The 25,235-nt window shown below is 57.7% G+C and carries 28 protein-coding genes; 24 read left to right on the plus strand and 4 right to left on the minus strand.

The annotated features are described in order from the left end of the window. The first annotated feature begins 37 nt into the window (after positions 1–37). The 23 genes from CF137_RS11465 (at position 38) to CF137_RS11575 (ending at position 17,020) form a co-directional block, all read left to right on the plus strand. Positions 38–322 (plus strand): type III secretion protein, encoded by a 285-nt coding sequence (locus CF137_RS11465; RefSeq protein WP_139719091.1) that lies wholly within the window; start codon positions 38–40, stop codon positions 320–322. Positions 323–331: 9 nt separating this feature from the next. Then, on the plus strand, positions 332–1,420 hold the full coding sequence (locus tag CF137_RS11470) for a virulence-associated V antigen (RefSeq protein ID WP_139719092.1): 1,089 nt from the start codon (positions 332–334) through the stop codon (positions 1,418–1,420). A gap of 9 nt (positions 1,421–1,429) precedes the next feature. Beyond that, positions 1,430–1,933 carry a SycD/LcrH family type III secretion system chaperone gene (locus CF137_RS11475; protein WP_139691068.1) on the plus strand — a complete coding sequence of 168 codons (504 nt, stop codon included), beginning with the start codon at positions 1,430–1,432 and terminating at the stop codon, positions 1,931–1,933. Next, a complete protein-coding gene (gene aopB / locus CF137_RS11480; protein WP_139719094.1) occupies positions 1,914–3,086 on the plus strand; it encodes a type III secretion system translocon subunit AopB in 1,173 nt (390 codons plus the stop codon). Before CF137_RS11475 ends, aopB begins: the two co-directional genes overlap by 20 nt. 12 nt (positions 3,087–3,098) lie before the next feature. Continuing rightward, positions 3,099–3,995 (plus strand): type III secretion system translocon subunit AopD, encoded by an 897-nt coding sequence (gene aopD, locus CF137_RS11485; RefSeq protein ID WP_139719096.1) that lies wholly within the window; start codon positions 3,099–3,101, stop codon positions 3,993–3,995. Between the two features lie 135 nt (positions 3,996–4,130). Continuing rightward, positions 4,131–4,574, plus strand: coding sequence for a type III secretion system chaperone (locus CF137_RS11490; protein WP_101317362.1), 444 nt, complete (start codon positions 4,131–4,133; stop codon positions 4,572–4,574). A gap of 2 nt (positions 4,575–4,576) precedes the next feature. Next, positions 4,577–4,810, plus strand: a complete 234-nt coding sequence (locus CF137_RS11495; RefSeq protein ID WP_139719098.1) for a T3SS regulon translocated regulator ExsE family protein — start codon at positions 4,577–4,579, stop codon at positions 4,808–4,810. Then, positions 4,807–5,208 (plus strand): YscW family type III secretion system pilotin, encoded by a 402-nt coding sequence (locus tag CF137_RS11500; protein ID WP_139719100.1) that lies wholly within the window; start codon positions 4,807–4,809, stop codon positions 5,206–5,208. The genes CF137_RS11495 and CF137_RS11500 overlap by 4 nt, the downstream gene beginning before the upstream one ends. A 343-nt stretch (positions 5,209–5,551) precedes the next feature. Beyond that, entirely contained in the window at positions 5,552–6,367 is an 816-nt protein-coding gene (locus CF137_RS11505) for an AraC family transcriptional regulator (protein ID WP_139691074.1), read from the plus strand. 119 nt (positions 6,368–6,486) lie between these two features. After that, positions 6,487–7,302: a T3SS regulon anti-activator ExsD domain-containing protein gene (locus tag CF137_RS11510; RefSeq protein WP_139719102.1), complete on the plus strand. Its 816-nt coding sequence runs from the start codon at positions 6,487–6,489 to the stop codon at positions 7,300–7,302. A gap of 15 nt (positions 7,303–7,317) precedes the next feature. Next, positions 7,318–7,743: a YscB family type III secretion system chaperone gene (locus CF137_RS11515; RefSeq protein ID WP_139691076.1), complete on the plus strand. Its 426-nt coding sequence runs from the start codon at positions 7,318–7,320 to the stop codon at positions 7,741–7,743. After that, the gene (ascC, locus tag CF137_RS11520; protein WP_193556568.1) at positions 7,716–9,572 is read left to right on the plus strand and encodes a SctC family type III secretion system outer membrane ring subunit AscC; all 1,857 of its coding nucleotides are present in this window, start codon (positions 7,716–7,718) and stop codon (positions 9,570–9,572) included. Before CF137_RS11515 ends, ascC begins: the two co-directional genes overlap by 28 nt. Further along, a complete protein-coding gene (gene sctD / locus CF137_RS11525; protein ID WP_139719107.1) occupies positions 9,569–10,870 on the plus strand; it encodes a type III secretion system inner membrane ring subunit SctD in 1,302 nt (433 codons plus the stop codon). Before ascC ends, sctD begins: the two co-directional genes overlap by 4 nt. After that, complete coding sequence (locus CF137_RS11530) at positions 10,833–11,036, plus strand: EscE/YscE/SsaE family type III secretion system needle protein co-chaperone (RefSeq protein WP_139719109.1); 204 nt, start codon at positions 10,833–10,835, stop codon at positions 11,034–11,036. Before sctD ends, CF137_RS11530 begins: the two co-directional genes overlap by 38 nt. A gap of 3 nt (positions 11,037–11,039) precedes the next feature. Further along, positions 11,040–11,285, plus strand: coding sequence for a type III secretion system needle filament subunit SctF (gene sctF, locus CF137_RS11535; RefSeq protein ID WP_139719111.1), 246 nt, complete (start codon positions 11,040–11,042; stop codon positions 11,283–11,285). Further along, positions 11,285–11,638, plus strand: coding sequence for a YscG family type III secretion system chaperone (locus CF137_RS11540; RefSeq protein ID WP_139719113.1), 354 nt, complete (start codon positions 11,285–11,287; stop codon positions 11,636–11,638). The genes sctF and CF137_RS11540 overlap by 1 nt, the downstream gene beginning before the upstream one ends. Further along, positions 11,635–12,189 (plus strand): YopR family T3SS polymerization control protein, encoded by a 555-nt coding sequence (locus CF137_RS11545; RefSeq protein WP_139719115.1) that lies wholly within the window; start codon positions 11,635–11,637, stop codon positions 12,187–12,189. The genes CF137_RS11540 and CF137_RS11545 overlap by 4 nt, the downstream gene beginning before the upstream one ends. Then, positions 12,189–12,527, plus strand: a complete 339-nt coding sequence (gene ascI / locus CF137_RS11550; protein ID WP_005320806.1) for a SctI family type III secretion system inner rod subunit AscI — start codon at positions 12,189–12,191, stop codon at positions 12,525–12,527. Before CF137_RS11545 ends, ascI begins: the two co-directional genes overlap by 1 nt. Positions 12,528–12,533: 6 nt before the next feature. Continuing rightward, the gene (gene ascJ, locus CF137_RS11555; RefSeq protein ID WP_193556569.1) at positions 12,534–13,274 is read left to right on the plus strand and encodes a SctJ family type III secretion inner membrane ring lipoprotein AscJ; all 741 of its coding nucleotides are present in this window, start codon (positions 12,534–12,536) and stop codon (positions 13,272–13,274) included. Then, a complete protein-coding gene (locus tag CF137_RS11560) occupies positions 13,271–13,897 on the plus strand; it encodes a SctK family type III secretion system sorting platform protein (RefSeq protein WP_139719117.1) in 627 nt (208 codons plus the stop codon). Before ascJ ends, CF137_RS11560 begins: the two co-directional genes overlap by 4 nt. Further along, positions 13,876–14,514, plus strand: coding sequence for an HrpE/YscL family type III secretion apparatus protein (locus CF137_RS11565; RefSeq protein WP_139719119.1), 639 nt, complete (start codon positions 13,876–13,878; stop codon positions 14,512–14,514). Before CF137_RS11560 ends, CF137_RS11565 begins: the two co-directional genes overlap by 22 nt. Positions 14,515–14,762: 248 nt before the next feature. After that, positions 14,763–16,619, plus strand: a complete 1,857-nt coding sequence (locus tag CF137_RS11570; protein ID WP_204787369.1) for a patatin-like phospholipase family protein — start codon at positions 14,763–14,765, stop codon at positions 16,617–16,619. Positions 16,620–16,621: 2 nt separating this feature from the next. Continuing rightward, positions 16,622–17,020: a type III secretion system chaperone family protein gene (locus tag CF137_RS11575; RefSeq protein ID WP_139719123.1), complete on the plus strand. Its 399-nt coding sequence runs from the start codon at positions 16,622–16,624 to the stop codon at positions 17,018–17,020. Between the two features lie 154 nt (positions 17,021–17,174). Here CF137_RS11575 and ruvC read toward each other — a convergent pair whose 3' ends face one another. The 3 genes from ruvC to psrA all read right to left on the minus strand — a co-directional run bounded on the left by ruvC (position 17,175) and on the right by psrA (position 20,879). Beyond that, positions 17,175–17,696 (minus strand): crossover junction endodeoxyribonuclease RuvC, encoded by a 522-nt coding sequence (ruvC, locus tag CF137_RS11580; RefSeq protein WP_033136529.1) that lies wholly within the window; start codon positions 17,694–17,696, stop codon positions 17,175–17,177. Positions 17,697–17,852: 156 nt separating this feature from the next. Beyond that, complete coding sequence (locus CF137_RS11585; RefSeq protein WP_139719125.1) at positions 17,853–20,177, minus strand: acyl-CoA dehydrogenase; 2,325 nt, start codon at positions 20,175–20,177, stop codon at positions 17,853–17,855. Between the two features lie 48 nt (positions 20,178–20,225). Beyond that, a complete protein-coding gene (psrA, locus tag CF137_RS11590; protein WP_101347660.1) occupies positions 20,226–20,879 on the minus strand; it encodes a TetR family transcriptional repressor PsrA in 654 nt (217 codons plus the stop codon). 467 nt (positions 20,880–21,346) lie between these two features. On the opposite strand from psrA, the gene CF137_RS11595 reads away from it, so the two are divergent. Next, complete coding sequence (locus CF137_RS11595) at positions 21,347–22,087, plus strand: phosphatase (RefSeq protein WP_139719128.1); 741 nt, start codon at positions 21,347–21,349, stop codon at positions 22,085–22,087. Positions 22,088–22,418: 331 nt separating this feature from the next. Here the strand turns inward: CF137_RS11595 and CF137_RS11600 are convergent. Beyond that, on the minus strand, positions 22,419–25,235 hold a 2,817-nt coding region (locus CF137_RS11600), incomplete at its 5' end, for an Ig-like domain-containing protein (RefSeq protein ID WP_139719130.1).

The raw sequence follows: 25,235 nt of genomic DNA on the forward strand, positions 1-25,235 counted from the left end.
GGCATGTCCAAAGGGGCCTCATAGAATAGGAGCCAAGATGAAACAACCGCGTTTTGCCCATCATAGCGAGGCCATCGCCCAGGCGGAGCAAGCCATCGCCGACAGCGATCACCGCAACGCTCTGTTGCAGGAGATGCTGGCCGGACTGGCCCTCTCGGATCAGACCTGTCAGTTGCTGTTTGATGCCCCGACCGAACAGGTGGCGGTGGCCGAACAGGAGTTGTTGGCGGAGATCCAGCGCAGACAGGCGCTATTGCCGGCTCAGTCGGGAGAGGGGCGCAAAAGCAGGCGTCCGACCATGATGCGCGGACTGATGATTTAAGGAGTTGTGATGAGCACTATCCCTGACTACAACAGCAACGCAGCCGGGTTTGTCGGCTGGCTCGATGGGCAAGCGATCGACGCATTGCCGGGCCATAAAAATCTCAAGCTGAACGAGTTGCTCGCCTTGCTTGATGGCAAGATCACCATCAGTGCCGACAAACCGACCCCGCTGACAAGGGAGCAACTGAAGAAGTTGCTGGCTCAGTACTTGACAGATCCGACTACGGTCAACGGGTCATGGCCCACAGATCAGTTTTTGCGAGGCCAAGAAGCAGCCGTTACTGCTATCAATGGGTTGATTGAGCAAGGTGAGAAACGCGAGCCCAAGGTCACCAGCTGGACGGTATCCGAATTTATGTTGCTCTCCCTCAGTGCGCTGACCATGGATCGCATTGATGACGACATCATCAACGTCTTTACCGGGGTGATGGCATTTCAGGACAACCAGCGCAAAGCACTCGGCAATGAACTGAAAGATATGACCGCCGAGCTGAAGATCTACGGGGTGATCCAGTCCGAGATCAACAAAAAGCTCTCGGAGGCATCCGACAAGCCGACCTTCAACACAAATTTCAATCTGCTGGATTACAAGCTCTATGGCTATGAGTCACTGGCCAAATTTATGGAAGGGGCAGAGTTCAAACTGTTGTCAAAAATGTTTACCAATGTAGACGTTAACAAAGCACAGCAAGATTTCACCAACGCTAAAAATGAGCTGGAAAAAGTAAAGTCGGCCAGCCTAGACCCCAAAACCCTGGAGGCAGCTAAGGCCGATTATGAGAGTAAAAAAGCCATTTTTGAGAAGATCGTAGAGAAGCAGAGCATAACCGTTAAAGCGTTTCTCGAAAGTGACCAGAAGAAGAGCGGCGCCATGAGTGGCATAGAAGCCGAGTACAAATATGACAAAGAGAACAACAAGCTTGGCAACTTCTCCACCAGTGTGAGTGACCGCTCCCGTCCGCTCAACGATCAGGTCAGCGAGAAGACGACCCGCCTCAACGATGTCAGCTCGCGCTACAACGCCGCCATTGAGGCACTCAACCGCTTTATCCAGAAATACGACAGCATCATGCGCGACATTCTTGGCGCTATTTAAGGAGAGATCATGCAGACCGACACCACCCTGACCCCGCAATATGACGCCGAGCTGGAAGCCTTTATGGCGGATGGCGGCACCCTGGCCATGCTGCAGGAGATCTCCAGCGATACCCTGGAGCAGCTCTATGCTTTGGCATTTGGCCAGTATCAGGCGGGCAAGTGGGAAGATGCCCACAAGATTTTCCAAGCGCTCTGCATGCTGGATCACTACCAGCCGCGCTATTTCCTCGGGCTCGGTGCCTGCCGTCAGGCGATGGGCGAGTTTGAAACCGCGGTCCAGAGCTACAGCTTTGGCGCCATGCTCGATCTGAAAGATCCCCGTTTCCCGTTTCATGCCGCTGAATGTCGGTTACAACAAGGTGATTTGAACGGGGCCGAGAGTGGCTTCCACTCGGCCCACTTGCTGGCGGACGCCGATCCGCAGCAGGCTGACCTGGCAACAAGCGCCAAGGTGATGTTGGAAGCCGTCGCAATCAGAAGGGATCTGCAAGATGAACCCGATCAGCAATGAAAGAAGCGTTTCCCCGCTGGGAAACATTGGTGAGGTCGCGGGCCTGACGCCCGTTACCCAACCACGTAGTGAAACACGGCTCGATGCTGCGACTGCGCAGGTCAGTGGGCCAGCCCGCAAGTCTGGTGTCTCGTTGAACGCACCGCTGACGGTGAGCAATAGCCAAGTCAGTGCACAGCAGCTTGGTGAAATCGGCAAGTTGGTAGCCTCGGTTAAGGAGAACACTCGCGTGATTCTGCCGCACACCACCGGGTTGGTGACCGCCGCCTTTACGTCGCCCGAAGCGTTCGAGATTGAGTTGGGCAAGCTTACCAGCGATCTGGAGAAGACCCAGACCAAGCTGAAGCTTGAGGATATCAAGCGTGCTCGCGATCTGAATGAGAAGAAGATCGGCGAGAACCAGGAGAAGATCAAAGAGGCGGAAGAGAGTGCCAAGGAGGCCAAGAAGGCCGGTATCTTTGGCAAAATTTTCGGCTGGCTCAGTGCCATCGCCTCTGTCGTTATCGGTGCCATCATGGTGGCAACCGGAGTGGGTGCTGCTGCTGGGGCCTTGATGATTGCCGCCGGTGTCGTTGGCATGGTCAACATGGCCGTGCAGCAGGCCGCTGCGGATGGCCTTATCTCCAAGGAGGTGATGGAGAAGCTGGGGCCAGCCCTGATGGGCATAGAGATTGCGTTGGCAGTGATTTCGGCCGCAGTCAGCTTCGGCTCGACCATTGGTGGTGCGATCACCAAACTGGCCAGCAAGATTGGGGGCAAGGTGGCGGATGTCACCGCCAAGATCGCTGCTAAAGCGGGTGAAGTGGCCGCCAAGTTTGGTGCCAAAGCGACCGTTGAGGCGGTGAAGGTGACAGGTCAGGCGGCGAAAGTTGCCAAAATGGCTACCCAGGGCGCCGATATCCTCATTGATGTGAGCAGTGGCGTGAGTAAATCGGTCCAGTCTGTTAAAGAGTCCGAGTCGCTGAATGCCCAAGCTGACCTTGCCTTGAGCAAGAGTGAGATGACCGAGTTGCAAGGGGTCATCGACAAGCTCAAGGAGGCGATAGCCCAGATGATCGAGGCGTTCCAGCAGACCATGGAGATGATCTTCCAGATGATCAGTGCCAAGGGCGACATGATGAACAATCTGGCCCGCAGACCTGCCGCTATCTAAGGAGTACCGACCATGATTAACAGTGATTATGCAAACAGTGTGACCCAGGCAGTTCCGTTGGCCGACGTGCGTAGCAGTGACGTACAGCCGGCTCGGACTCAGGGCACCAACCATGAAGCGGCTAGCACTATCAACAGCCAAATGCCAGGTAAAACAGGGGTTCCCGTGTTGCCACGCCCCTCCATCCCTTTCGATACCAAAGGGGTGACTCAAATTGTCGGCCAGCTCGAAAGCACAATGGATATGATGTCCTTGCTGTTCAAATTGGCCCGTCAGGCCCGTGAAGAGGGGTTGCTGGTTCGGGATATCGAGAACAAGCTGGTCATCAGCAACCAGCAGGCGCAGGTTGCTGAGATGCGCCACGGCGCCATGCTGATGATCGCGACGGCGGTGGTCTCCGGCGTGATGGCGGGTTTCTCTGCCATTATGGGCGGGATCAGCCTGGGCAAGGGTGCCAAGAGCATCAAGCAGCAGCAATCCCTTGACGGCAAGATTGCCGGTCGCGAAGCCTTGATTGATGCCAAGGTTGATAGCTTGAGCAAGCAGGGCCAACAGGTTGACCGTGCTGAGGTGGGCAAGATCTGGAAACAGGATCAAGTTGCAGACAGTAACGCGACCCGGTTGTTGGACAAGAAGTTTGCTCGCACTTCCGAGCGGAGCCAGGTGTTCAATAGCGTGACCCAGTCGTTAGGGCAAGTAGGCAACTCTGCGGTGCAGGTCGTTCAGGGTGGCAGTCAGGCTGATGCGAAAGAAGACGAAGTCCAGGCGACCATCAGCCAGACCGAGAAGCAGAAGGCCGAGGACAATATGTCCGCCAATGCCAACTTTATGAAAGAGCTGCTGCAGCTGCTTCAGCAGTACTCACAGAGCCAGAACCAGGCTTTGAAAGCGGCATTCGGTGTTGCATAAACACCCTGGTCAGCAAGGCGCCCGTGCGGGCGCCTTTTTGTTTTTCCGGCCATTTTTCTTAAAAGTGGCGCCCTTGAGTGACAGCCTGCATGGACGTGGCAAGCTAACATCCACTCCTCTGTGCTGGAGGAAATCATGGATGTAACTGTCATCATCAATCGGCTGCTCACTGAGTTTGCCACCAAATATGGTTTGTCATCCCTGGCTCTGAATCAGGAGGGGGTCGCCGCGCTTTGCTTTGACGAGCAGCTGCAACTTAGCCTGATCCTGGTGCCGGAGCGGGATCATCTGGTGCTGCAGGTCGATGTGGCCGAGCTGCATCAGGTTGGTGAGGGGATCTTTCGTCAGCTAGCCAGTTTTAACCGTCACTGGTATCAGTTCAATCTCCACTTTGGTTTCGATGAAGAGAGCCTGACGGTGCAACTTTATCGTCAGATGACGGCAAGCCGGTTGACCCTGGCATACCTTGAAGAGAGTCTCGCCAGCATGCTGGAGCATGCCGAGTTCTGGCAAGAGTTGCTGCAACCCGGTACTCGGGACGCAGGCGGCAGTGATCAGGTGATGGGAGTGCGGGTATAACCATGAAGATTCAGGAGTCACAAGGCGCACTGGCCCTGCATGCGGTAGAGCCGGGCAAGGTAGGGGGATTTGCTGGCAGAACCATGAGCGCACAGCCAGCCAGTGCGAGTCCAGTTCCCCTGTCGGCACTGCTGCGACATTCCATTACCCTCAATCAAGTACAGGAGCTGGCGCTTCAGCGACTGCAACAGGGCGAGCATACCTCGCTGGCCGAACGTCGGATCCGGGTGTTATGAGAGGTCTGCTGGCGCTGATGTTGTTGGCCTCGCTTGCCGGTTGTGTTACCACCCCGGAGCTGAAGCCATCCCAACAGCAACTCAAGGGAGAGGTGCATTTTCCTGCAGCCTTGCCGCGACCGGCCACGGTCGAGGTGGCTGTGCTCAGCGTGATTGAGGGGCGCCCCTTGCAAGTGGCGGCTACCCGCTATGAGGTGAGCATGCTGCCATTGTTGTTTGATTTACGCTTGACTCCCTTGCAATTGGCGGAAGGGGAGATCTATCTGCGTGCCAGATTGCGATTTATGGATAGCAGTGCAGTGCAGGCCATGCGTCAGCAGAAAGTTTTTAAGGTTTTTAATGGCGAAAAGATTGTTATTCAATTGCAGCCAAAAGCTTGTTACCCACAATGTCAGTAGTGAGCGTATTTAAATAACAAGCCTCAAATCAATCATTTATTAAATTGTCAGTTAAGATTAAAGGTTTCTTTTTGTAACAAAGTATCTTTTGCTGTAAGTGCAGCATGAAACATGAGCCGCAATATGGGATAAATAGTGTGTTAGCTCTAATTTCTGGCTGGTTTTTCTGCTTGTGACTGTTGTAGGATTCACCCTCATTTCAATGGTGATTAATTTTTAGCTCACCAGATGATGTATTTAATTAAAAAATAATAAATAAAAGCCAATAAGAAACCACCCGACAGAGGCTTGCTTCTATCGAGGTGTCACTGGCACTACACGCAGATTCAGGAAAACAAAACATATGAATGGCATTACTACCGCAGAGAAGGGCGATATGGCCCTGCTCCAGTGGTGCATGTCTGCTTTTAACGTTATCGAACATCCGCAAGAGGGAATTTATATTCTCCTGGAAGGATCGATGAAGTGGCAGGACTGTACCGATACCTATGAATTATCCCCCAACGAACTTCTGTTTGTGCGCCGTGGCAACTACGCGGTCTGTACCGGTGACGGCCCCTGCCGCCTGCTTTGGCTACCTCTGTCAAACTCCTTTTTGCAAGGCTTCTTGCAACGTTTCGGTTCCCTGTTGAGCGAAGTACCCCGGCTGGAGGGGATGGCCCCCACGCTGTTACCGTTTCACTCTTCTCCCCTGCTGACCCAATGCATTCAGGGGCTATGCGGCTTGATTGACCATGAACATCCCCCCGCACTGGCCCAATTACGCACCGAAGAGCTGCTGTTTCTGCTCGCCTTTGGTGAGCAGGGACCTCAACTGATGTCCATTTTTCGTCAGCTGAGTAATCGTCAGGTCGAGCGGTTGCAACAGTTTATGGAAAAGCACTACTTGATGGAGTGGAAGCTCAGCGAATTTTCCAAAGAGTTCGGCATGGGGCTGACCACCTTCAAGGAGCTATTTGGCTCGATATATGGCGTCTCACCGCGCGCCTGGATCAGTGAACGGCGGATCCTGTTCGCTCATCAGCTATTGCTCAATAGCGAAATGAGCATTGTCGATATTGCGATGGAGGCCGGTTTTTCCAGCCAATCCTATTTTACCCAGAGTTATCGCCGTCGTTTTGGTTGTACGCCAAGCCGTGCCAGACACGGCACAGATTAACGCCGGACTAAAATAATCTGACGTTTTTTATAAGCCGCGGAGCGAGGCAATGGATAGAATAGCCAGCATATCGAAACATCATTCCATTACTGCCCGCAGCAAGATGAGCAAGGCATAGCATGAGTCAGCAAGATCACAATTCACCTAACCAGGGCCTGTTTGCAGGTCGTCGGGTTACCGTTGTTCAGCCAGATTCCTTGAGTCGGGATCGTCTGGTCGGCCAGCTGTCCGTGCTCCGTTATCAGGATGCCGGCGTGATCACCTCACAGCAAATGGGCCTGTTGCAACGGCTGTTGCCAAGAACCCGGCTGGAGAGCCTGCTGGAATCCCTCTGGTTCCAGCGTCGTCTGGATGCCGCGCTGAGCGTCTCTCGCGAAGAGTTGCAACAAATTCTGCGACTGGCTGCCGGTGATCGCTGCGACTGGCTGCAACAGCTGGGAGATCGCATCAATCTGGCGGATCGCGCCTTGCTGTGGCACTGGGTGCTCTACCCTTTGCATCGCTGGTGGGTGCAGCGTCTGGAACCGCTCTACGGCGTTTGGCGCAACGAGCTGGTACAGCTGCAGGTGATGCGCCGTCAACTCAATGCCCAGGCGGTGTTCTGGCAGACAGTGGTCGATGTGCCGGCGGATCTGGAGAGCCGGATCGCCGACCAGCTTGCGCAGTTGAGCCAGCGCGAGCAGGCGCTTACACAACTGCAGTCCGATTGCGAAGCGCGTCTTCAGCTGGCTTGGCCCGCCTGGTATGGGCAGACCAGTCAGGAAGGCGACCCGGCACTTCTGATGCCGGTACCGCTGGAGCTTGGCGCATTCTGGCACGCCCTGCAGGCGCTGCCCCACCAGGACGACGTGGCCCTTACGTTGCGCGAGTGGCTGGTCGGTCGGGGTATTGCCCTGGGTCAGGATCACTTCTACTGGCAGCCTGCCGAGCCCTAGATAGCCCGAGGAACTATGCAAACTTTACTGAATAGATTGGCCGCAACCCTTGGCCAAGGGCCTTTTGTTGCCGACGCGCAGGGAAAATACCACCTGCGCCTCGATGGTTATCCGCTCTTTTTGACCCAGAGAAGCGGTGAGTTGCTGCTGAGTACCCCCCTTGCAAGCAGCGGGACGAACGCTGCCGCAACAGATGATCCGGCGTTGCTGAAGCGCTTGCTACAACAGGTGGTGGCCTGGGGTCGTCATACCCCCCATGCCCTGGTGCTGGACGAGCTGGGCAACCTTCAGCTGGAGGCCCGACTCGCTCTGGAGTGGCTCGACGAGCAGTTGCTGGCTGAGCGACTGAGTCAGCACATTGCCCTGCTAGAGCAGTTGGAACCCCAATTAACCGAGGCCGCATTGGCCCCCCAGTGGAGACAGATGATATGGCACCCTTGAGCATGCAGCCCCTGCTGCATCCTTTGTTGTGGTTCTGCCTCGCGGTGGCGATCTGGTCGCGCCCGGTCGCGGCGCAGGAGCTGGATTGGGTGCCAATGCCTTACAGCTATGTGGCGGAAGGGGAGAGCCTGCGCGATGTACTGGTCAACTTCGGGGCCAACTATGAGGTCTCGGTGGTGGTCAGCGACAAGGTCAACGATCAGGTCAACGGCCAGTTTGAACATGACGAGCCGCTGGCCTTTTTGCAGCAGCTCGCCTCCCTCTACAACCTGGTCTGGTACTACGATGGCAATGTGCTCTACGTCTTCAAGAACAGTGAAGTGCAATCCCGACTCATCAATCTGGAGCAGACCGGTGCCGCTGAATTGAAGCAGGCGCTGCAGCGCGCCGGGATCTGGGAGCCGCGCTTTGGCTGGCGCCCCGATGCGGATAACCGGCTGGTCTATGTTTCCGGCCCGCCCCGGTACCTCGAATTGATCGAGCAGACTGCGGTGGCGCTGGAGCAGCAGACTCAGCTGCGCAGTGAGAAGACCGGGCCGCTGGCCATCGAGATCTTCCCGCTCAAGTACGCGTCGGCCACCGATCGCTCGATCCAGTATCGCGATACTGATGTGGAGGCACCCGGTTTAGCAACCATATTGGCCAGACTGCTCAGTGATGCCGGGGTGCAGATGGTCAACGGCGAGGGCAACACGAAAGGGGCGGCGGTCACTTCCGGTCAGGCTATCGTGCAGGCCGATCCCTCTCTCAACGCGGTGATCGTGCGCGATACCCCTGAGCGGATGGCGATGTACGGCAAGCTGATCGCCGCGCTCGACAAACCGGCGGCCCGCATCGAGGTGGCGCTCTCCATCATCGACATCAATGCCGAAGATCTCTCCCAGCTGGGGGTGGACTGGCGAGTGGGGATCCGCACCGGTTCCAACCAGCAGGTGATCATCAAGACCACCGGCGATCGCAAAGGAATTGAAGGCGCTGCGGCGCTTGGCAGTCTGGTGGACTCCAAAGGGCTCGATTATCTGCTGGCCCGGGTCAATTTACTGGAGAACGAGGGCAATGCCCAAGTGGTCTCCCGTCCGACCCTGCTGACCCAGGAGAACACCCAGGCGGTGATCGACCACAGCGAAACTTACTACGTCAAGATCAGCGGCGAGCGGGTAGCGGAACTGCAGGGGATCACCTACGGCACCATGTTGCGGATGACGCCACGGGTGATCCAGATGGGGGACAAACCAGAGATTAGCCTGAGCCTCCATATCGAAGATGGCAGCCAGAAACCTAACGGCACGGGGGCGGATGGATTGCCCACCATACAACGCACCGTAGTGGACACCATAGCCCGGGTCGGCCATGGCCAGAGCCTGCTGATCGGTGGGATCTACCGGGATGAGATGAGCGAAAACCTGAGCAAGGTGCCCTTCCTCGGCGATATTCCCTATCTGGGGGCGCTATTTCGCAGCAAGGATACCCAGACCCGTCGCTCGGTACGGCTCTTTATCATCGAGCCTCGGCTGATTGATGACGGCATCGCACACTATTTGTCGCTCGGAAACGGCCAGGATCTGCGGGCCAGCGTGCTGGGCGTCGACGAGATCTCCAACCAGAGCCTCTCTCTTGGCAAGGTGCTGGGTGGTGCCCAGTGTCAGCCGCTGGCCGCGGCACGGGACGTACAGCAGCTGTTACGTCAGGGTGGCAAGAGCTCCTCCCTTACCCAGTGCCGGATGGGCAACGAACAGGGATGGCGACTGGTCGAGATGAACAAGGATCAAAAATGTACGCCCGCTGCCAGCTGGTGTATGCAGGCGGACAATGAGGGTGCCACCCGATGAGCTGGAAGTGCCGCGTGTATCGCGGGCTCAACCGCGGGGTAGAAGTCCCTCTGCCGGAGGGGCGTCTGGTCATCGGTTCCGATCCCCTCAAGGCCGATCTGGTGCTGGTGGATGAGGGGATGGCCGCCGAGCATCTGGTGCTGCTGGTCAGTGCTGAAGGAATCACCCTGCAAGCGTGGGCCGATGGTATTACCCCGACTCAGGACGGTGTCGCCCTGACCGCGGGGGACCCGCTCAGGGCGGGGACGCGACTGGAGGCAGGCCCGCTGCTCTGGAGTTTCTGTGACAGCAGCCGTGTCTTGCCCGCGCAGTTTGACGACAGTGCCCAAGTGGCTGCGCCACCTCGCCCGCGCCGTCGTGCTGGTCGTGCCGACCTGTTGCTGGGCGGCGTTTGTCTGACCTTGATGATGGGGGTGCTGTTCTTGCTGGCCCAAGGCTGGTGGCAGGGTAGCGGTGAAGGGGATGCTGCCCGCAGCGAGCAGACCCTGAAGCGATTTCTCGCCGCGCCGATCTACCGTCAGGTAGTGATCGGCAATGCCGAACCGGCGCTGTGGTTGTTATCGGGTTATGTCGATGAAAACAGTAGTCGCCTTGCCCTGCAGCAGTTCCTTGACGGCAATGGTTTCAGCTATCGCCTGGATCTGCGCACCATGGAGGATCTGCGGCAGGGGGCAGGTTTTATCCTGCAAAAGCTCGGTTATGAACAGCTGAAAATCCGCAATGGCGAGGAACCAGGCTGGCTCAAGCTCAGCGGTGAAATTCAGGGGCAAGATGGCAAGTGGAACAGCATTGAATCCCTGCTCAAGCAGGAGGTGCCCGGCTTGCTGGGGGTTGAAAATCAGGTGCAGATCGCCGGTGCCTATCGCAAGCGTCTTGATGCCCTGCTACAGGATCAGGGGCTGACGGGGGCGTTGCGGGTGCGCGAGGCAAGCGATCGTCTTGAGCTCTCCGGGCAACTGGATGAGCACCAACTCGTCCTGTTTCGGCAAGTGCATCAGCAGTTTCGCCGCGAGTTTGGTGCCTACCCTGCGCTGGAGTTGATCAATCAGACCCGAACACCGCGCCAGGATGAGCTGGAGTTCGATGTGCGCAGCGTTTCGTTTGGCCGGGTGCCCTATGTGATCCTGGCGGACAACCAGCGCTATCCGGTCGGGGGTGCGACCACCAGCGGGGTACGTGTGCTGGCTATTCGCCGCGATGCGGTGGTGGTGAGCAAGGGCAAACAGCAATACATCGTCAAATTAAAAGGAGTCGAGCGCCATGATGACCAGTTTGGAAACGCGACTGTCCGGCGCTGATCCGGTGTTTGCCCGCGAGCTGCGCGATCAGCTTGTGCAGGCGCTGGGCGCGGTAAAGCGCGATTTGCTGCGCGGGGGCACGACCCGGCAGTTCCGGGAGTGGCAACAGCAAGCCGATGCCATTGAGGCGGGCATGAAGATACTTGAACAGATAGAGGGAGCATGACAGATGGCCGATATTTTTAACCCGGGAAATACCCTGGACAAGGTCGCCGATAACCTGAAGGGGCAAGCTAACACAGCCAATGATGAGGTTCAAAAAGCGATTGAAGCGCTGAAAACCTCGCCGGATGACCCTGCTCGTCTTGCCGAGCTGCAACACAAGATCAACAAGTGGTCAGTGATCTACAACATCAATTCCACCGTGACTCGGGCCATGAAAGACCTGATGCAGGGTATCTTGCAGAAGATTTGATGATGAACACTCAACTCAAGCGACAGCTGGCCGAGATCGCGCTGGCAGGGACCGGTCACCATTGTCACCAGGAGGCGGCAACCATCGCCGATTGGCTGGCTGGTGAACCTGAGATGGCAGAGTGTGTGACGCTGATCCGCCTCTCCTCTCTGATGAACCAGGGGGATTACCAGGGGGCCTTGCTGCTGGGTCAAGAGAGCAGCACTGCGGATATCGAGCCCTGGCTGGCCCTGTGTGAGTGGCGGCTTGACCTGCATGATGCGCTGGCTCTGCGGCTGGTTCGGCTGGCGCAGAGCGGCCAACCTGCCTTGCAACAGTTTGTCGCTGGCCTGCGTGAGCAGATGGCGTCATGAGGATTGAAGGCAGCGAGCAGCTGGAGGGAGTGCAGTCGCTGCGCCAGCCCCTCCCGCCTGAATCCATGGCCCAACGCCAGTTCGAGCGACTGCTGGCCAAGGCCCCCGAGCCGGATCTGTTCGAGCGCTGGCAACAGGGGGCTCCCCTTGAGGGTTTGCTGACCGGTGCGACGCCAGCCGCCCGGCGTGAACTGCTTTGGCAGATCTACCAACAGGGTGACAACCCGGCGCCGGAGATTGGCAAGCAGCTGTTTGCCCCGGTCACCGGCAAGCTGAGCGCGCGTTTTGGCGAGCGCCAGCCGCCGGTGGTGGATGCCATCGATCTGCCGGAGTTGCGAGCAACCATGCGGGAGTTTGACCCCCTGGCGTCGCGGCGGGAGAAGGTATTGCTGAACCTGCTGAGTGAGCTTAGGGACGGACAGGGCGCTGTGCCCGCGGAACATGCGTTTCTCGATGCACTGGCCCGGCGCGAGCTGATGACCCTGATCCCGCTCAATGGCATGGTGGACAATCTGATGCGCAATTCGCACAAACTTGATCTGGAGGCGTGATGGAAATTGCACAGTCTGCCCAGGCGGTGGTTACCAGCCTGGATGAATTGAAAGCGGTGGATCTCTCCTCGCCCCATGTCGCCAGTTTTGAGCAGGCGATGGGGAGCACATCCCAGGGGATGGGGAGCTCCCTGCTGGGGGAGCTGGGGGAGTTGAAGCAGCAGTTTGTTGAGGCCAAGCAGAGCCTGCAAGCCGAGCTGGCCACCCCGGGGGACGACCCCAACAGCCTGATGCAGATGCAGTGGTCGCTGATGCGGATCACCATGCAGGAGGAGCTGATTGCCAAGACCGTGGGCAAGATGAGCCAGAACGTAGAAACCCTGTTGAAGACCCAGTGAGGTAGTGTGAAGAGATCGATGCTGATGGGGGTGCTCTGCACCTCGCTGCTGCTCAGTGGCTGCAAAGTGGAGCTCTATACCGGGGTAAGCCAGAAAGAGGGCAACGAGATGCTGGCGTTGTTGCAGACCGAGGGCATTTCCTCGGACAAACAGCCCGACAAGGATGGCAATATCAAGCTATTGGTCGAAGAGTCTGACGTGGCGCAAGCCATCGAGACCCTCAAGCGCAAGGGATATCCGCGGGAGAGCTTCTCAACCCTGCAGGATGTGTTTCCCAAGGATGGTCTCATCTCTTCGCCGACCGAGGAGCGTGCTCGTCTGACCTATGCCAAGGCACAGGAGATATCCAATACGCTGTCGGAAATAGACGGGGTGCTGGTGGCCCGCGTCCATGTGGTGCTGCCGGAAGGTAATGAAGGCTTCAACAAAAAAGCCTCTCCCGCCTCGGCCTCGGTCTTTATCAAGCATGCGGCGGATATCCAGCTTGATACCTACATCCCCCAGATCAAGCAGTTGGTCAACAACAGCATCGAGGGGTTGGCTTACGACCGGATCAGTGTAGTGCTGGTGCCCTCGGCCGATATCCGCCAGATGCCGTTGATGGCCCGCAACACCAGCCTGTTTTCTATCGAGGTAAGTGAAGGGTCCAAGTGGCGGCTGGGTGGTTTGATTGCCCTGCTGCTGGCGCTGGTTGTGACCAGCAACCTGGCCCAATATCTGTGGCACCGGAGCCGGAGTCGCGGATGACGGTCGGTTTGACCCCTTATCAACTGCGCTTCTGCCCGGCCAGTTATCTCCATGAGGTGCACCTCCCCCCATCCTGGGCTCGGGTGCCAGAGATCCTACCCGAATGGCGGACGCTGCCGGCCAGCAACGGTGCTTTGCTCGAGGCGCTGACGCTGGGGACTGGCTACGAGATGCCTGCCATGCTGGGCGGCGTTGCACTGTTTCCTCAGGGTGAGCTGGTGCAGCTGTTGCGTCGTCTGGGGGCTGTGCTGCATGGAGAAGCGATTCGCCACTGTTTACTGGCACCGGCGTTGCGTCAGGTTATCACCCTGCTGGGGGAGGAGGGACACAGAGCCGTGCTCTCCCAGCTCGACCTGCTGATCGGTCCCTGGCCAGCCGGATGGCAGCAGCCCTTGCCCGCCCAACTGGAAGAGGCCTCGCTGGAAGAGGCCGGATTACAGTTCTGGCTGGCGGCAGCAGGGGAGGGCGAGCCTGACTGGGCGCGGCGTCTTGCCCTGCGCCTTGCTCCCGCGCCGCTGGGCCCCTCATGGCGGTTGACCACGGATCAACTGCCGCTGGCCCGAGCGCTTTGTCTCAAGATTGCCAAACAGGTAACACCCCAATGCTGCCATTTGTTGAAATAAAGAGTGAACACCTGCAACTGGCGCCAAGCCAGCGTATTTTACGCAGTCAGGATTATCAGTCTTACCTGAGTGCGCAGGAGCTGGTGGAGGCGGCCCGTGCTCAAGCCGCCGACATAGTGGCGGAGGCGCGCGCTATCTATGAAGAGCAGAAGAGCCTTGGTTGGCATGCCGGTATTGATGAGGCCCGCCGTGAACAGGCGGTGCTGATCCACCAGACCCAGTTGCAGTGCCAGGGTTATTACCGCACGGTGGAGCAGCAGATGAGCGAGGTGGTGTTGCAGGCGGTACGCAAGATCCTCCACGATTACGATCAGGTTGCGCTCACCCTCAAGGTGGTGCGCGAGGCGCTTGCATTGGTGAGTAACCAGAAGCAGGTGACGGTGCGGGTTCATCCCGAGCAGGTGCAGGCGGTGCGCGACCAGGTCGCCCGGGTACACAAGGATTTCCCCGAGATCGGCTATCTGGAGATCTCCGCCGATGCCCGCCTCGATCAGGGGGGCTGCATCCTCGAGACCGAAGTGGGGATCATCGATGCCAGCCTTGATGGCCAGCTGGAGGCGCTATCCCGGGCTATGTCGGCGACCTTGGATCGCGCCGATGCACATGGGAAAAAATAAATACTCGCATTAACAAAATCGCGGCGTTTGTTGCCAAACGGCCGAGTGTCGACTCCCTAGAATGGACGTAGTTCCATCGTAACAGGAGAAGCGATATGCAGATTCAGCAAGTTCCCCGTCTTTCACAATCAACCCCGTCTGGTGCTGTTGAGCCACAATCGAATCAACCTCATGAGAGTGCTCCCAGTCTTGTCGCTACACTGGGGGGGGGATCTGGCCCTCAACTGGGCACGGTGAGCCACGCTCCGGTGGCAGTCTCTTCTAAGAGCGATGTGATCTGTGAGGGCTGTGGCCCGCGTCAGGTGACCATCACACGCCAGCAAGATGGGTCGGCATCCATCATCTTGGCGCGGCCCCCGATCTCCAGTCTGGTGCTCAGTGGTGGTGGTGCCAAAGGGGCGGCCTATCCGGGGGCCATTCAGGCGCTGGAGGCTCAGGGGAAACTGGAGGGGATTCGCACTCTTTCAGGCTCCTCCGCTGGGGCTATTACCGCAGCTTTACTGGCGGCGGGCATGAATGCGAGTGAGTTCAAAGCGCTCTCTGATCAGATGGACTTCATCAGTCTGCTTGATTCGCCGGTAAAAAAGATCAGCTTGGCTCAGCACATGAGTGGTGAAACAGGCAAGACGATCGCCAGTGTGCTCGAAAAGCTTAAGCTGGGTAAGCTAGGTAGCTTTGTACAACTGCTGAGTAATCTATTGCCGCGCTTGAAATCGGACGCTGTCCCGCTCGAAAGAATACTCAAACAGGAGTCGAGTCGCTCGGTATTGGCGCAATTGAAGGCACACCCTGAGCTGGCTACTCGACCTGAAGTTGCAAGTATTCGGCAGCGCCTCGAACAGGGGGGCGGTGTGACCTTCGGAGATCTGGCCCTGCTTGGTCGCCACATTCCGGCAATCAAAGAGCTGAATATTACCGGGACAGGTATGTTTGATGGCCGACCCCAGATGATCCTGTTTAATGCCAGCCTGACGCCAGACATGGAAATCGCCCGCGCAGCCCATATATCCGGTTCATTTCCGGTCGTTTTCAGTCGTCCAGAGGAGCAACATCAACCTTTCCTAGCGCAGGACGAGCGGTTGTCATTACAAGATGGCGGCGTCATGCTCAATGTCCCGGTACCCGAACTTATCCATCCCGAGACCAGAGGCGCCAGCATCGCCGAGCATGAGAACTTGATCCTCAAGTTTGAGGAAGAGGGCGGTAAACCGGCCGATCGCGGTACTCGCAAGGGGGCGATTGCAGACTGGGTAGTCGGTGCACCGGTTGGCGCCCGTTCTGCGCTGCAAACCAGGGGGCTTGACGCCTTTGCCGATCAAATAGTGACTGTGCCGCTCAAGTCAGAACGCGGCGATTTCAGCGGGACTTTCAGTGGCACACTCAATTTCACCATGAGCGATGCTGACAAGCAGCATCTGCAGGACAAGCTGGCCGAGGTGGTAGGAGAACATCTGGAAGCGAGGGAAAGTAGTCGCAAGGATTACCAGTTCCCGGATCTGGAATCGGCGTTGCTGGCGCTATCCGATCGGGACTTTGCTGCGGTGGCCAGAGAGAGCTCCCCTGATGCCCAGGCGACGGTCCTTTTTCGTCAGGCGGCTCAGGAGCAACTTTCTGTGTTAGTTGCATCGGTACTAAATCAGGACCCTTCTGTTCGACTCGAACTGTCTGGCTCCTTGGCTCAGGCGCTTGAGCAGCTGGGGGCTCTCGCAGATTCACCGGCCCGACAACAGTGGCTTGCTGCTCAGCTTAATCAGGCTGACAACGCCGCGTTGGCCCGGATGCTCGATACCCCTAGCCCGGCAGGGCGTTTCACCGCACTGGATATGGGCAAGGAAGAGGCCAGCCGGCGTCAGGTGGCTACAGTAGCCCACAACATCATTCAGGAGGTCATTTACCCTGCGCTGTTCCGTCCAGGTCAGCCGGATAGCAATGTGGCGCTACTGCGTAAAACAGAGTATGCACTTATCGCCGCCATCGCCCCGGCTCAGGTCAATGAGGCTCTGCAGGAGCTGGCTGATAACTATGGGGCTCGTAATAAACCCTGGAGCAAGCCCCTTTCATCAACCACGGTTACTCAGGCCCGCGCCTGGATTATGAAGGAGTGAATATGCTGATTGATTGGTTAAGTTCGTTAGGATTGACGCTCCCTGCTGCGGGGGAGAGCCGTGTTATCAGGTTTGAGGGGGCACCCGAGCTATGGTTCGAGAAGATAGAGGGGCAATATGTGTTGGCACTACCGCTGGCTCCGCTTCCTCTCAAGATGCTTGCAGGTGTCATGCTGTTGTTGTTGCAGGTCAATAGTCCACTATCTACTTTGCAACCGGTCAGACTGACAGTTGATGGTCAGGGACAGCTGCTGTTGTGGTGTGCTTTGGATGAGCATGCGGATCCACAGGCATGTCAGGTTGTCTGCGACCTGCTTCATGCTGGCTACCACGAACTACTCCCCTTATTACAGGCTCAGGAGGAGAGCATTCCGGTCCGCTCGGGCAGTCTGTTTGTCTAACTAAAAACAGGCGGTCAATCTGATCGATCTCGCCAGCATCACCATTTCGGCACGCTAAGCGGGCAAACAAAACGGCCAAACAAAACCGCCCCGGACATCCGGGGCGGTTTTTTATTTAGCGATACAGAGGTGATCCGTGCGGGTGAGCAAGGGCTCAGCGATAGCGGCCGCGTACCGAGCTGCTGGCGCGGCCGGCCATCTTGATCAGGCTCTGGCGGGTGTGCAGGTGGCATAGCGCGACACCGAGGGCATCTGCCGCATCCGCCTGCGGGGTGGCGGAGAGTTTCAGCAGATGGGTCACCATATGCTGCACCTGCTCCTTGGCGGCGCCGCCGGTGCCCACCACAGCCTGCTTGATCTGGGTGGCGGAGTACTCGCTCACCGGCAGATAGGCGTTGACTGCGGCGACGATGGCGCTGCCCCGGGCCTGCCCCAGTTTCAGGGCCGAGTCGGCGTTGCGGGCCATAAAGACTCGCTCGATGGCAAACTCGGTGGGTTTGAACTGGGTAATGATCTCGCATACCCCGTCATAGACCTGCTTGAGGCGCGCTGGCAGTTCACCGCAATCGGTGCGGATGCAGCCAGAGCCGAGATATTCGGCCTTGCCGCCCACCACCCGGATAACCCCGTAGCCGGTGATCCGCGATCCCGGATCTATGCCCAAAATAATGCTCATGGGTTGTGATTGCTCTAAAGGCGAGTGATGGTCGCCAAGATAGCAAACTGCGGCCAGTTTGGCTGCACACTGTATGTACGAACAGTAAAAAGAGGGCTTTAATATGACAAAAACGGCCCCGAAGGGCCGTTGCGTCATAACAGAGTGCTGTCAGGATCAGGCTGCGTGATCGACCTTGTGTGGCTGGGAGAATCCTTCCAGCTCGCCCGGGGCGAAGTTGTCTACCTGAATCGCCTCGTAGCGCAGGGCATCGGCGGCCAGCAGTTTGTCCGCTTCGTCCTTGCTCAGGATGGAACCGGCGAGCGCGGCGGCAACCAGCTCCGGCAGGGCCATCTTGCGGGGCAGTTTGCCCTCTTTCTGGGCCTGCACCAGCTTCTTCTCGTAAGGCTGTACCGAGACCATGGCCAGGAAGGCGCGATCCATCAGGCCAACCGGATCCGCATCATCCTTGCCGACATAACAGAGGGCGGTCAGACGGTCGCGGAACTCGCCCGGCTTCATCATGGCCAGACAGATGGCGTGGCAGCGATCGTCGGCCGGCATTTTGTAACCGACGCCGAACGGGAACACCACGCGCTTGAGTACGGCACCCACCACCTTGTTCGGGAAGTTCTGGAAGAAGCCCTCGAACGCCTTGCCAATCAGGTAGAGGTTGCGCTCCACCGCGTACTGCACGAACGGCAGATCGGAGACCATACGGCCCTGATCCTCGTAGTGTTTGAGGGTGGCGGAGGCCAGATAGAGGTGGCTCAGCACGTCACCCAGACGGGCGGAGATCATCTCCTTGCGCTTGAGATCGCCACCCAGCATCAGCATAGAGACGTCGGCGCACAGGGCCAGCCCTTTACTCATGCGGGAGAGCTGCTTGTAGTAGCGAGCGGTTTCACCGGCTACCGGCGCGCTGTTGAATTGACCCAGAGTCAGCCCCTGGAACAGGGAACCGAAGAAGTTGCCGGCGCCAAAGGCGATGTGCTTCATCAGCAAGGCGTCAAACTTCTCGAGACCGCGTTCCACGTCGGTGTCAGCCGCAGCTTCCAGCTCGGCAAAGACGTACGGGTGGCAGCGGGTAGCACCTTGCCCGAAGATCATCAGGTTGCGGGTCAGGATGTTGGCCCCTTCCACCGTGATGGCCACCGGAATACCCATGTAGGCGTAGCCGGTGTAGTTTTTCGGGCCCAGCTGGATGGCACGACCGGCGTGGATATCCATGGAGTCATCCATGATCTGGCGCGCCATCTCGGTCATGTGGTACTTGGAAATCGCGGTGACGATGGCTGGTGCCTGACCCAAGTCCAAGGAACCTGCGGTCATACGACGGGCCCCTTCCAGCTGATAGGTGAGGCCGCCGATGCGGGCCAGCGCCTCTTGCACCCCTTCAAACTTGCCGATGGACATGCCGAACTGCTTGCGCACGTAGGAGTAGGCGCCCACGGTGCGGCTCGCCATGTGACCGCAAGCGGTGCCCAGAGCAGGCAGCGAGATGCCGCGACCGGCGGAGAGGCATTCGACCAGCATGCGCCAGCCGCGACCGGCGTAATCCGGGCCGCCGATGATCCAGTCGAGCGGAATGAACACATCCTTGCCGAAGGTCGGGCCGTTCAGGAATGCCAGACCCATGGGGTAGTGGCGATCGCCAACCCGCACGCCCGGGTGGCTGGTGGGGATGAGCGCGCAGGTGATGCCCAGCTCTTCCTTGTCACCCAGCAGTTTTTCCGGATCATAGAGTTTGAACGCCAGCCCCAGCACGGTAGCGCGCGGCGCCAGAGTGATGTAGCGCTTGTTCCAGTTGAGGCGAATACCCAACACCTCTTCACCCTTGTGCATCCCTTTGCAGACGATCCCCTTGTCAGGAATGGCGCCGGCATCGGAGCCCGCTTCCGGCCCGGTCAGGGCGAAGCAGGGCACCTCTTTGCCATTGGCCAGCCCCGGCAGCCAGAAATCTTTCTGGGCCTGGGTGCCGTAATGCATCAGCAGCTCGCCCGGGCCGAGGGAGTTGGGCACCATGACGGTGACCGCCACGCTCAGGCTCTTGGTGGCGATGCGGGTGACTATGGTGGAGTTGGCAATCGCCGAGAATTCACGGCCGCCGTAGGATTTCGGAATGATCAGGGAGAAGAAGCCTTCCTTCTTCAGATAGTCCCACACCGGCTCCGGCAGGTCTTTGGTTTCGTTGACGATCTTGAAGTCGTCAACCATGGCGAGCAGGGTTTCGACCTGATTGTCGATAAAGGCCTGCTCTTCGGCGCTCAGTTCGGCCTTGCCGTAACCGTGCAGTTTTTTCCAGTCGGGGTTGCCGCGAAACAACTCGCCATCCCACCAGACGGAGCCGGCTTCCATGGCCTCCCGCTCGGTAGCTGACAAGGGCGGCAGTATCTTTTTGAAGATGCCGAACACCGGACGGGTTACCACCTTTTTACGGATGGAGGGCACGCCGAGCACAACGGCTATCGCCAGCACCAGCAGGACAAGCAATGTGATCATACCGAAGTTCCTTCTATTTCACTGTTTCCGTTGATTTGTTGTTGGTTGTTACACAGCCAGGGAGAGCCTGGTCGACTCCACGGGCGCCCCGACTCCGGACGCCAGATAAGGAATAACGTTGCGCACCAGCCCTTCCACATCGAGCTGTTGGCCAAAGTCGGCCAGGGCGATGTCGCGTAGCGCATCGGCGGAGGCCATGGTGAACACGACTGTGCCCAGAGTGAAGTGCAGGCGCCAGAAGAGATCCGCCGGCGACAGGGCCGGATTGGCCTTGGAGATCGCCTGAGTGATCCGCATCAGAATGGGGCCGTAGTGGGCGGTGATAAAGCGGCGCAGGTGGCCCTGGCTGTCGATATAGCCGCGTCCCAGCAGCTGCATGAAGATGGCCGGGCCGTTGGCGCGCACTGCCGAGAGTTTCATCAGCGGCTCGACAAAGCTTTCAAACAGTTGCAGCAGGGTCAGCTGCTCCTGCTCCATCAGCACCCGCAGGCGGGCATCGAGATCGGGCATGAACAGGCTCATGTAGCGGTCGAGCACCGCCTGGATCAGCTCCTTTTTGGAGCCGAAGTGATAGTTCACCGACGCCAGATTGACGTCGGCCTCACTGGTGATCAGACGCAAAGAGGTATCGGCGAATCCCCGCTCGGCAAACAGCACTTCAGCGGCATCGAGAATACGGTTTTTGGTATCGATTTTACTCACTGGTCACCTCACTTAAACGAATGTTTAAAAAGTACGTTTCATAACGTGAAGTGTCAAGGGAATGTGAATAAGTGTTAGCGGAATGTTTTTCGATGAAAAAAGCAAAGTGGGCGGAACTTAGTCAAAAAGCAGGACTCTATATCTATGCCACTGCAATTAAACATTAAGTCTCGCCCAACCTGCACCATGCTAGTTGGGCCTTTTTTTGCGCGTTTGTTACCGGTTTGCGGTTTGCAGGCAAAAAAAACCGCCGCAGGGCGCGACGGTGGGGAAAGTGAGTTCGCGTCATCCTGACGGCAAACTATCGATGCGAGTTCAGGCTGTATCGACGGGGGCAGTATGCCAGCCAGAGCCCCTCAGACTATGTCAGCTTCGCGGTATTTTGTGACAAAGTGTGGCAAGCACTGGCGTGGCCCAAGCTGCCGCTCTTTGTTATGCTGCCCCTTCAAAATATGAGGGGAGAGAAGATGAAGTACCCGGTCGATACCCACACGCACACCATTGCCAGCACCCACGCCTACAGCACCATCCACGACTATCTGCCGATAGCCAAGGCCAAGGGGATCAAGCTGTTCGCCACCACGGATCACGGCCCCGAGATGGCGGATGCCCCTCATGTCTGGCACTTTGCCAACTTGCCAATACTGCCAAGAGTGGTGGATGGCGTCGGGATCCTGCGGGGTATCGAAGCCAACATCAAAAACCTGGAGGGGGAGATCGACTTCCCCGAGCGTTACGAATCGCGCCTCGACATGATCATGGCGGGTTTTCATGAACAGGTATTCCCTCCCTGCGATCAGGCCGCCCACACCCAGGCGATGATCAACGCCATCAAGAGCGGCCGGGTCGACATGATCAGCCACCCGGGCAACCCCTCATTTCCCATCGACATTCAGGCGGTGGTCAAGGCGGCGGCTGACTATCGGGTGGCGCTGGAGATCAACAACTCCTCGTTCATTCACTCGCGCCCGGGTAGCGAAGGCAACTGCCGCGCCATCGTGGAAGCAGCGCGAGATCTGGGAGCCTATCTCACCTTCGGCTCCGACTCCCACGTCGCCTTCAGCCTCGGTGATTTTGACCACTGCCACCGTCTGGTGACCGAGGCGGGCTTTCCGCGAGAGCGGATCCTGGTGCGCTCCCCCCGCGCCCTGCTCGAATTTCTCGAAAGCCGTGGCCGCGCCCATATCCCCGAGTTTGCAGACCTGTAGAAATTCGCTAACACATTGAGCCAATAGATAAAACAGGATTGGTGCAGCAGTGACTAGCGTCATCTGCAAATAGCAGAGATGGCTGGGAGGACCATGAGGCAAGCTTTGTCCATCCCAGCCCCTTGGCAGGAAAGAGCGGAGGCTTTGTTATGCGTTTTAGCAACGTCACTATCAATAAAATTAACACGCTCGCGAATCCCATTTAGTGTGGCGACCTTTTTCTTCCCTTGTTGCCGGAAGTTTGGAATCACCACTGAATACCAGATAAAGCAAAACCCCGCTCAGACTGATGCCGGAGCGGGGTTTTGAGTCTCGCGAGATGGTGAAGGAGTTACTGCACGAACTGCTGATGCAGCGCCAGCTCATCAAACAGCTGATCCTGAATAGACGCTCCATTCAGATTGGGCATGCTGTGATCTGCGAGAGAGCTGTAAGGATTGCTTCCGTCTCCTATTGCTGCGCCTTGCGAGCCCGAGTCCAGCGGCGCCAGCTGGTCATCGAGTTCGCTGTCTCCGCTATCGAATAACTCGCCAAACACCAGCGCCGCACCTTGCTGGCTCTGCAGCGTGTTGCTCTGAAGGGTGCTCTGGCTGAGCGCGCTGAAATCAATCAGATCATCCTGCATCTCGTTGCTGGCGATGCTGTGACTTACCCTCTCATCGCTGACTATCTCGCTGGTCAGCGCTGGGGCAGCCGCCATGCGCAAGCTGATTGGGGCGGATACTCCGCCAGCCAGATCTTGAACGGCGATATCCAGACTGGTTTCGGCGGTATCCCCGTCACCATCGCGCAGGGTGAGGAGGAACTTGTCCTCTCCGTCGCCGTGCACATCCTTGGCCTGATAGTCGTACTGGCCGGTTTCGAAGTTCAGCACCAGCTTGCCATTGGCGGTATCCAGGGCCAGCTTGCTGCCATCGGCTTCCTTGATGTCGCTATCGCTATCGCTGTGATGGGCGAAGATGCCGTTTTTCTGCTGATCGTAGAAATAGGTCTTGCCCTCATGGGTCAGGCTCTCGATCCACTCCCCTTCGATCGACGATCCGGTGAGATCCCCGTGCAACTGGCCAGGTACCGACGCGGTGAGGGTGCTGATGATATCGGCATCCTTCTCCACCTTAATGGCGGTGCCATCCTGACCTGCCATGGGCTCCAGATACTCCAGTGAGGAGCTTTTGCCGATGGCGAGCATATTGATACTGTCAAAGGGGTTGCCATGTTGATCCAGAATGTGATCCATGGACTCGCCCAGGATCAGCAACTGCTCGGCCTTGGTCGGTGCGACCCGGCCAGTGAGCAGATCCTGATAGTGCTGCTCACCACCCACTTCATCGGGGCTGATGCCCTGCATCAAACGACCGCGAATTGAGTGGGAAAAGTCTGAAGGGCCGGTCCAATAAGCGAAGTCATATGGTGCGCCATCAGAGAGGAAATAGAACTGCTTATTGGTGCCTTCCATTGCACGTAGATCCTGATCGTTACCCAAGATGGAATCGATTTGGTCAAGTGCCTGGTAGTAGGGAGTTCCACCTGCTGCGCGGATCTTACTGAAAAAATTTTCGATCTCTGCTACCGAGTGAAGCCATTCAGACACCTGACCGGAAGGGGAACCCGAATGTGCTGCAATTTTGAACTGAACAGTTCCTACCTTGTCGTATTGTTCGAACATGGCCTTGATTGCATTTTGGGCGAGAGTACAGCGGGATATCCACTGATTATTTTCACCGATCACATAGTCATTCATTGAATCAGACATATCCAACGCAATGACAACGGAATTGGATTGTGGTGCCATATCCCCGGTGGTGAGGGTCAGGTGGGCAGGCGCAGGGGCGCTGTCGATCACATCGATCACCAGTTCTCCCTTGGTGTGCTGGTTGCCAACCTTGATATCGAGCTCGAACGGCAGCGAGAGGGTGTCCTTGCCAGCTGCGCCATGATCGAGTGGGCGGAACAGATCCAGCTCATAAGTGCCGCTCTGCGGGTTCAGTTGTGCTGTCAGAACGTTCACCTTTTGGCCCGCATCCATGATAAAGCCGGTCAGGGTCAGGCCATCACTGCTCACCTCGTAGCTCAGTGGCTTGCCACCACTGCTGACAGCAGTACCTGTCTGCCGGGTTGCAAACTGGTAGTCGTGGGGGGTGGCATCCTGAGCGCCCGGCAGAGGGCCTTCGCTGTGTGCGTGCGCACCGCCAGCCAGTCCATCCTCTTGCACCGTCACATGCAACGGAGCAGGAGCAGGTTGCGTCTCACCGAGCAGGGTGATGGTGACGCTGGCATGATCTGTGGCACCGTGAATGTCGCGAATGACGTACTCAAATTTGATCTCTTTGGCCTCGCCCGCGACCAAATCCCGTTCAGCCTCTGGCAACGTCAGCAGGTATTTGGCGGCATCGAATTGCAGTTTGCCATTGACCAGGGTGACATAGTCCGGGTAGCTCCCCGGCACGATGGAGATGGCATCCCCGTTGGGATCTGAGTCGTTGCTCAATACATCGAGGGAGAGCACGCCGGTCTCATTGGTCTGATAGGCCTGATCGAAGTGGGTCAGGTTTGCGGTGACCTGGGTGATAAAGTACTCGGAGCCTCTCGGATCGACGATGCCGTCCTTATAGCCGAGAGCTGACATTTCGATGGTGTCAAAGTAGCGGCCACCGGCATCGATCTGCACATCCTGTCGACCGCCAGAGGTGCCTTCGAAGATACCGGTCGCAACCAGCTCGCCCTTGTAGAAGGCTTTCCAGACACCCCGCTTGATACCCGGTTCCCAGCCGCCATGCGCCTTGTCGTGCCACAGGTTTTTGACCCCGATGGTGGCATGGTTGGCAACCTGACCCTGCTGGAAGGCAAATCGCATGGCTTCGCTCTGATCCGCGCTGTCGAGGTAGCCGATCTGCCCGGCCTGAACAGTGTCTGCACCTGGTTGCTCAATTCCTGATTTCACCCCGAAACGATGGTCGCCATCGCCGGTGTAATCGGATTTCTCGGCATCGGCCACTTTCTGCCCAGTCTTGGCATCAATGACATAGTAATCGACCTTGATATCGCCGCTGGTGTCCCAGTTCTGCCCGTCGAGAGTGACGATCTTGTTGTTGGCAATGCCGTCCTCTTGCGCATCGGGCGCTTCGTTGGTGCCGGTGATGGCGACGGT

The sequence above is a fragment of the Aeromonas sobria genome (genome assembly GCF_006243315.1).
In the GTDB taxonomy this organism is placed as follows: domain Bacteria; phylum Pseudomonadota; class Gammaproteobacteria; order Enterobacterales; family Aeromonadaceae; genus Aeromonas; species Aeromonas sobria_A.

Coding starts and splice junctions, on each gene's coding strand:
- CF137_RS11565 (WP_139719119.1), top strand. CDS start 13,876: ATGCTGCCATTTGTTGAAATAAAGAGTGAACACCTGCAACTGGCGCCA.
- aopB (WP_139719094.1), top strand. CDS start 1,914: ATGAACCCGATCAGCAATGAAAGAAGCGTTTCCCCGCTGGGAAACATT.
- CF137_RS11500 (WP_139719100.1), top strand. CDS start 4,807: ATGAGAGGTCTGCTGGCGCTGATGTTGTTGGCCTCGCTTGCCGGTTGT.
- CF137_RS11465 (WP_139719091.1), top strand. CDS start 38: ATGAAACAACCGCGTTTTGCCCATCATAGCGAGGCCATCGCCCAGGCG.
- CF137_RS11530 (WP_139719109.1), top strand. CDS start 10,833: ATGATGACCAGTTTGGAAACGCGACTGTCCGGCGCTGATCCGGTGTTT.
- CF137_RS11470 (WP_139719092.1), top strand. CDS start 332: ATGAGCACTATCCCTGACTACAACAGCAACGCAGCCGGGTTTGTCGGC.
- CF137_RS11490 (WP_101317362.1), top strand. CDS start 4,131: ATGGATGTAACTGTCATCATCAATCGGCTGCTCACTGAGTTTGCCACC.
- aopD (WP_139719096.1), top strand. CDS start 3,099: ATGATTAACAGTGATTATGCAAACAGTGTGACCCAGGCAGTTCCGTTG.
- CF137_RS11510 (WP_139719102.1), top strand. CDS start 6,487: ATGAGTCAGCAAGATCACAATTCACCTAACCAGGGCCTGTTTGCAGGT.
- sctD (WP_139719107.1), top strand. CDS start 9,569: ATGAGCTGGAAGTGCCGCGTGTATCGCGGGCTCAACCGCGGGGTAGAA.
- CF137_RS11505 (WP_139691074.1), top strand. CDS start 5,552: ATGAATGGCATTACTACCGCAGAGAAGGGCGATATGGCCCTGCTCCAG.
- CF137_RS11540 (WP_139719113.1), top strand. CDS start 11,285: ATGATGAACACTCAACTCAAGCGACAGCTGGCCGAGATCGCGCTGGCA.
- CF137_RS11560 (WP_139719117.1), top strand. CDS start 13,271: ATGACGGTCGGTTTGACCCCTTATCAACTGCGCTTCTGCCCGGCCAGT.
- sctF (WP_139719111.1), top strand. CDS start 11,040: ATGGCCGATATTTTTAACCCGGGAAATACCCTGGACAAGGTCGCCGAT.
- CF137_RS11495 (WP_139719098.1), top strand. CDS start 4,577: ATGAAGATTCAGGAGTCACAAGGCGCACTGGCCCTGCATGCGGTAGAG.
- ruvC (WP_033136529.1), bottom strand. CDS start 17,696: ATGAGCATTATTTTGGGCATAGATCCGGGATCGCGGATCACCGGCTAC.
- CF137_RS11545 (WP_139719115.1), top strand. CDS start 11,635: ATGAGGATTGAAGGCAGCGAGCAGCTGGAGGGAGTGCAGTCGCTGCGC.
- CF137_RS11575 (WP_139719123.1), top strand. CDS start 16,622: ATGCTGATTGATTGGTTAAGTTCGTTAGGATTGACGCTCCCTGCTGCG.
- CF137_RS11475 (WP_139691068.1), top strand. CDS start 1,430: ATGCAGACCGACACCACCCTGACCCCGCAATATGACGCCGAGCTGGAA.
- ascI (WP_005320806.1), top strand. CDS start 12,189: ATGGAAATTGCACAGTCTGCCCAGGCGGTGGTTACCAGCCTGGATGAA.
- CF137_RS11515 (WP_139691076.1), top strand. CDS start 7,318: ATGCAAACTTTACTGAATAGATTGGCCGCAACCCTTGGCCAAGGGCCT.
- CF137_RS11595 (WP_139719128.1), top strand. CDS start 21,347: ATGAAGTACCCGGTCGATACCCACACGCACACCATTGCCAGCACCCAC.
- CF137_RS11585 (WP_139719125.1), bottom strand. CDS start 20,177: ATGATCACATTGCTTGTCCTGCTGGTGCTGGCGATAGCCGTTGTGCTC.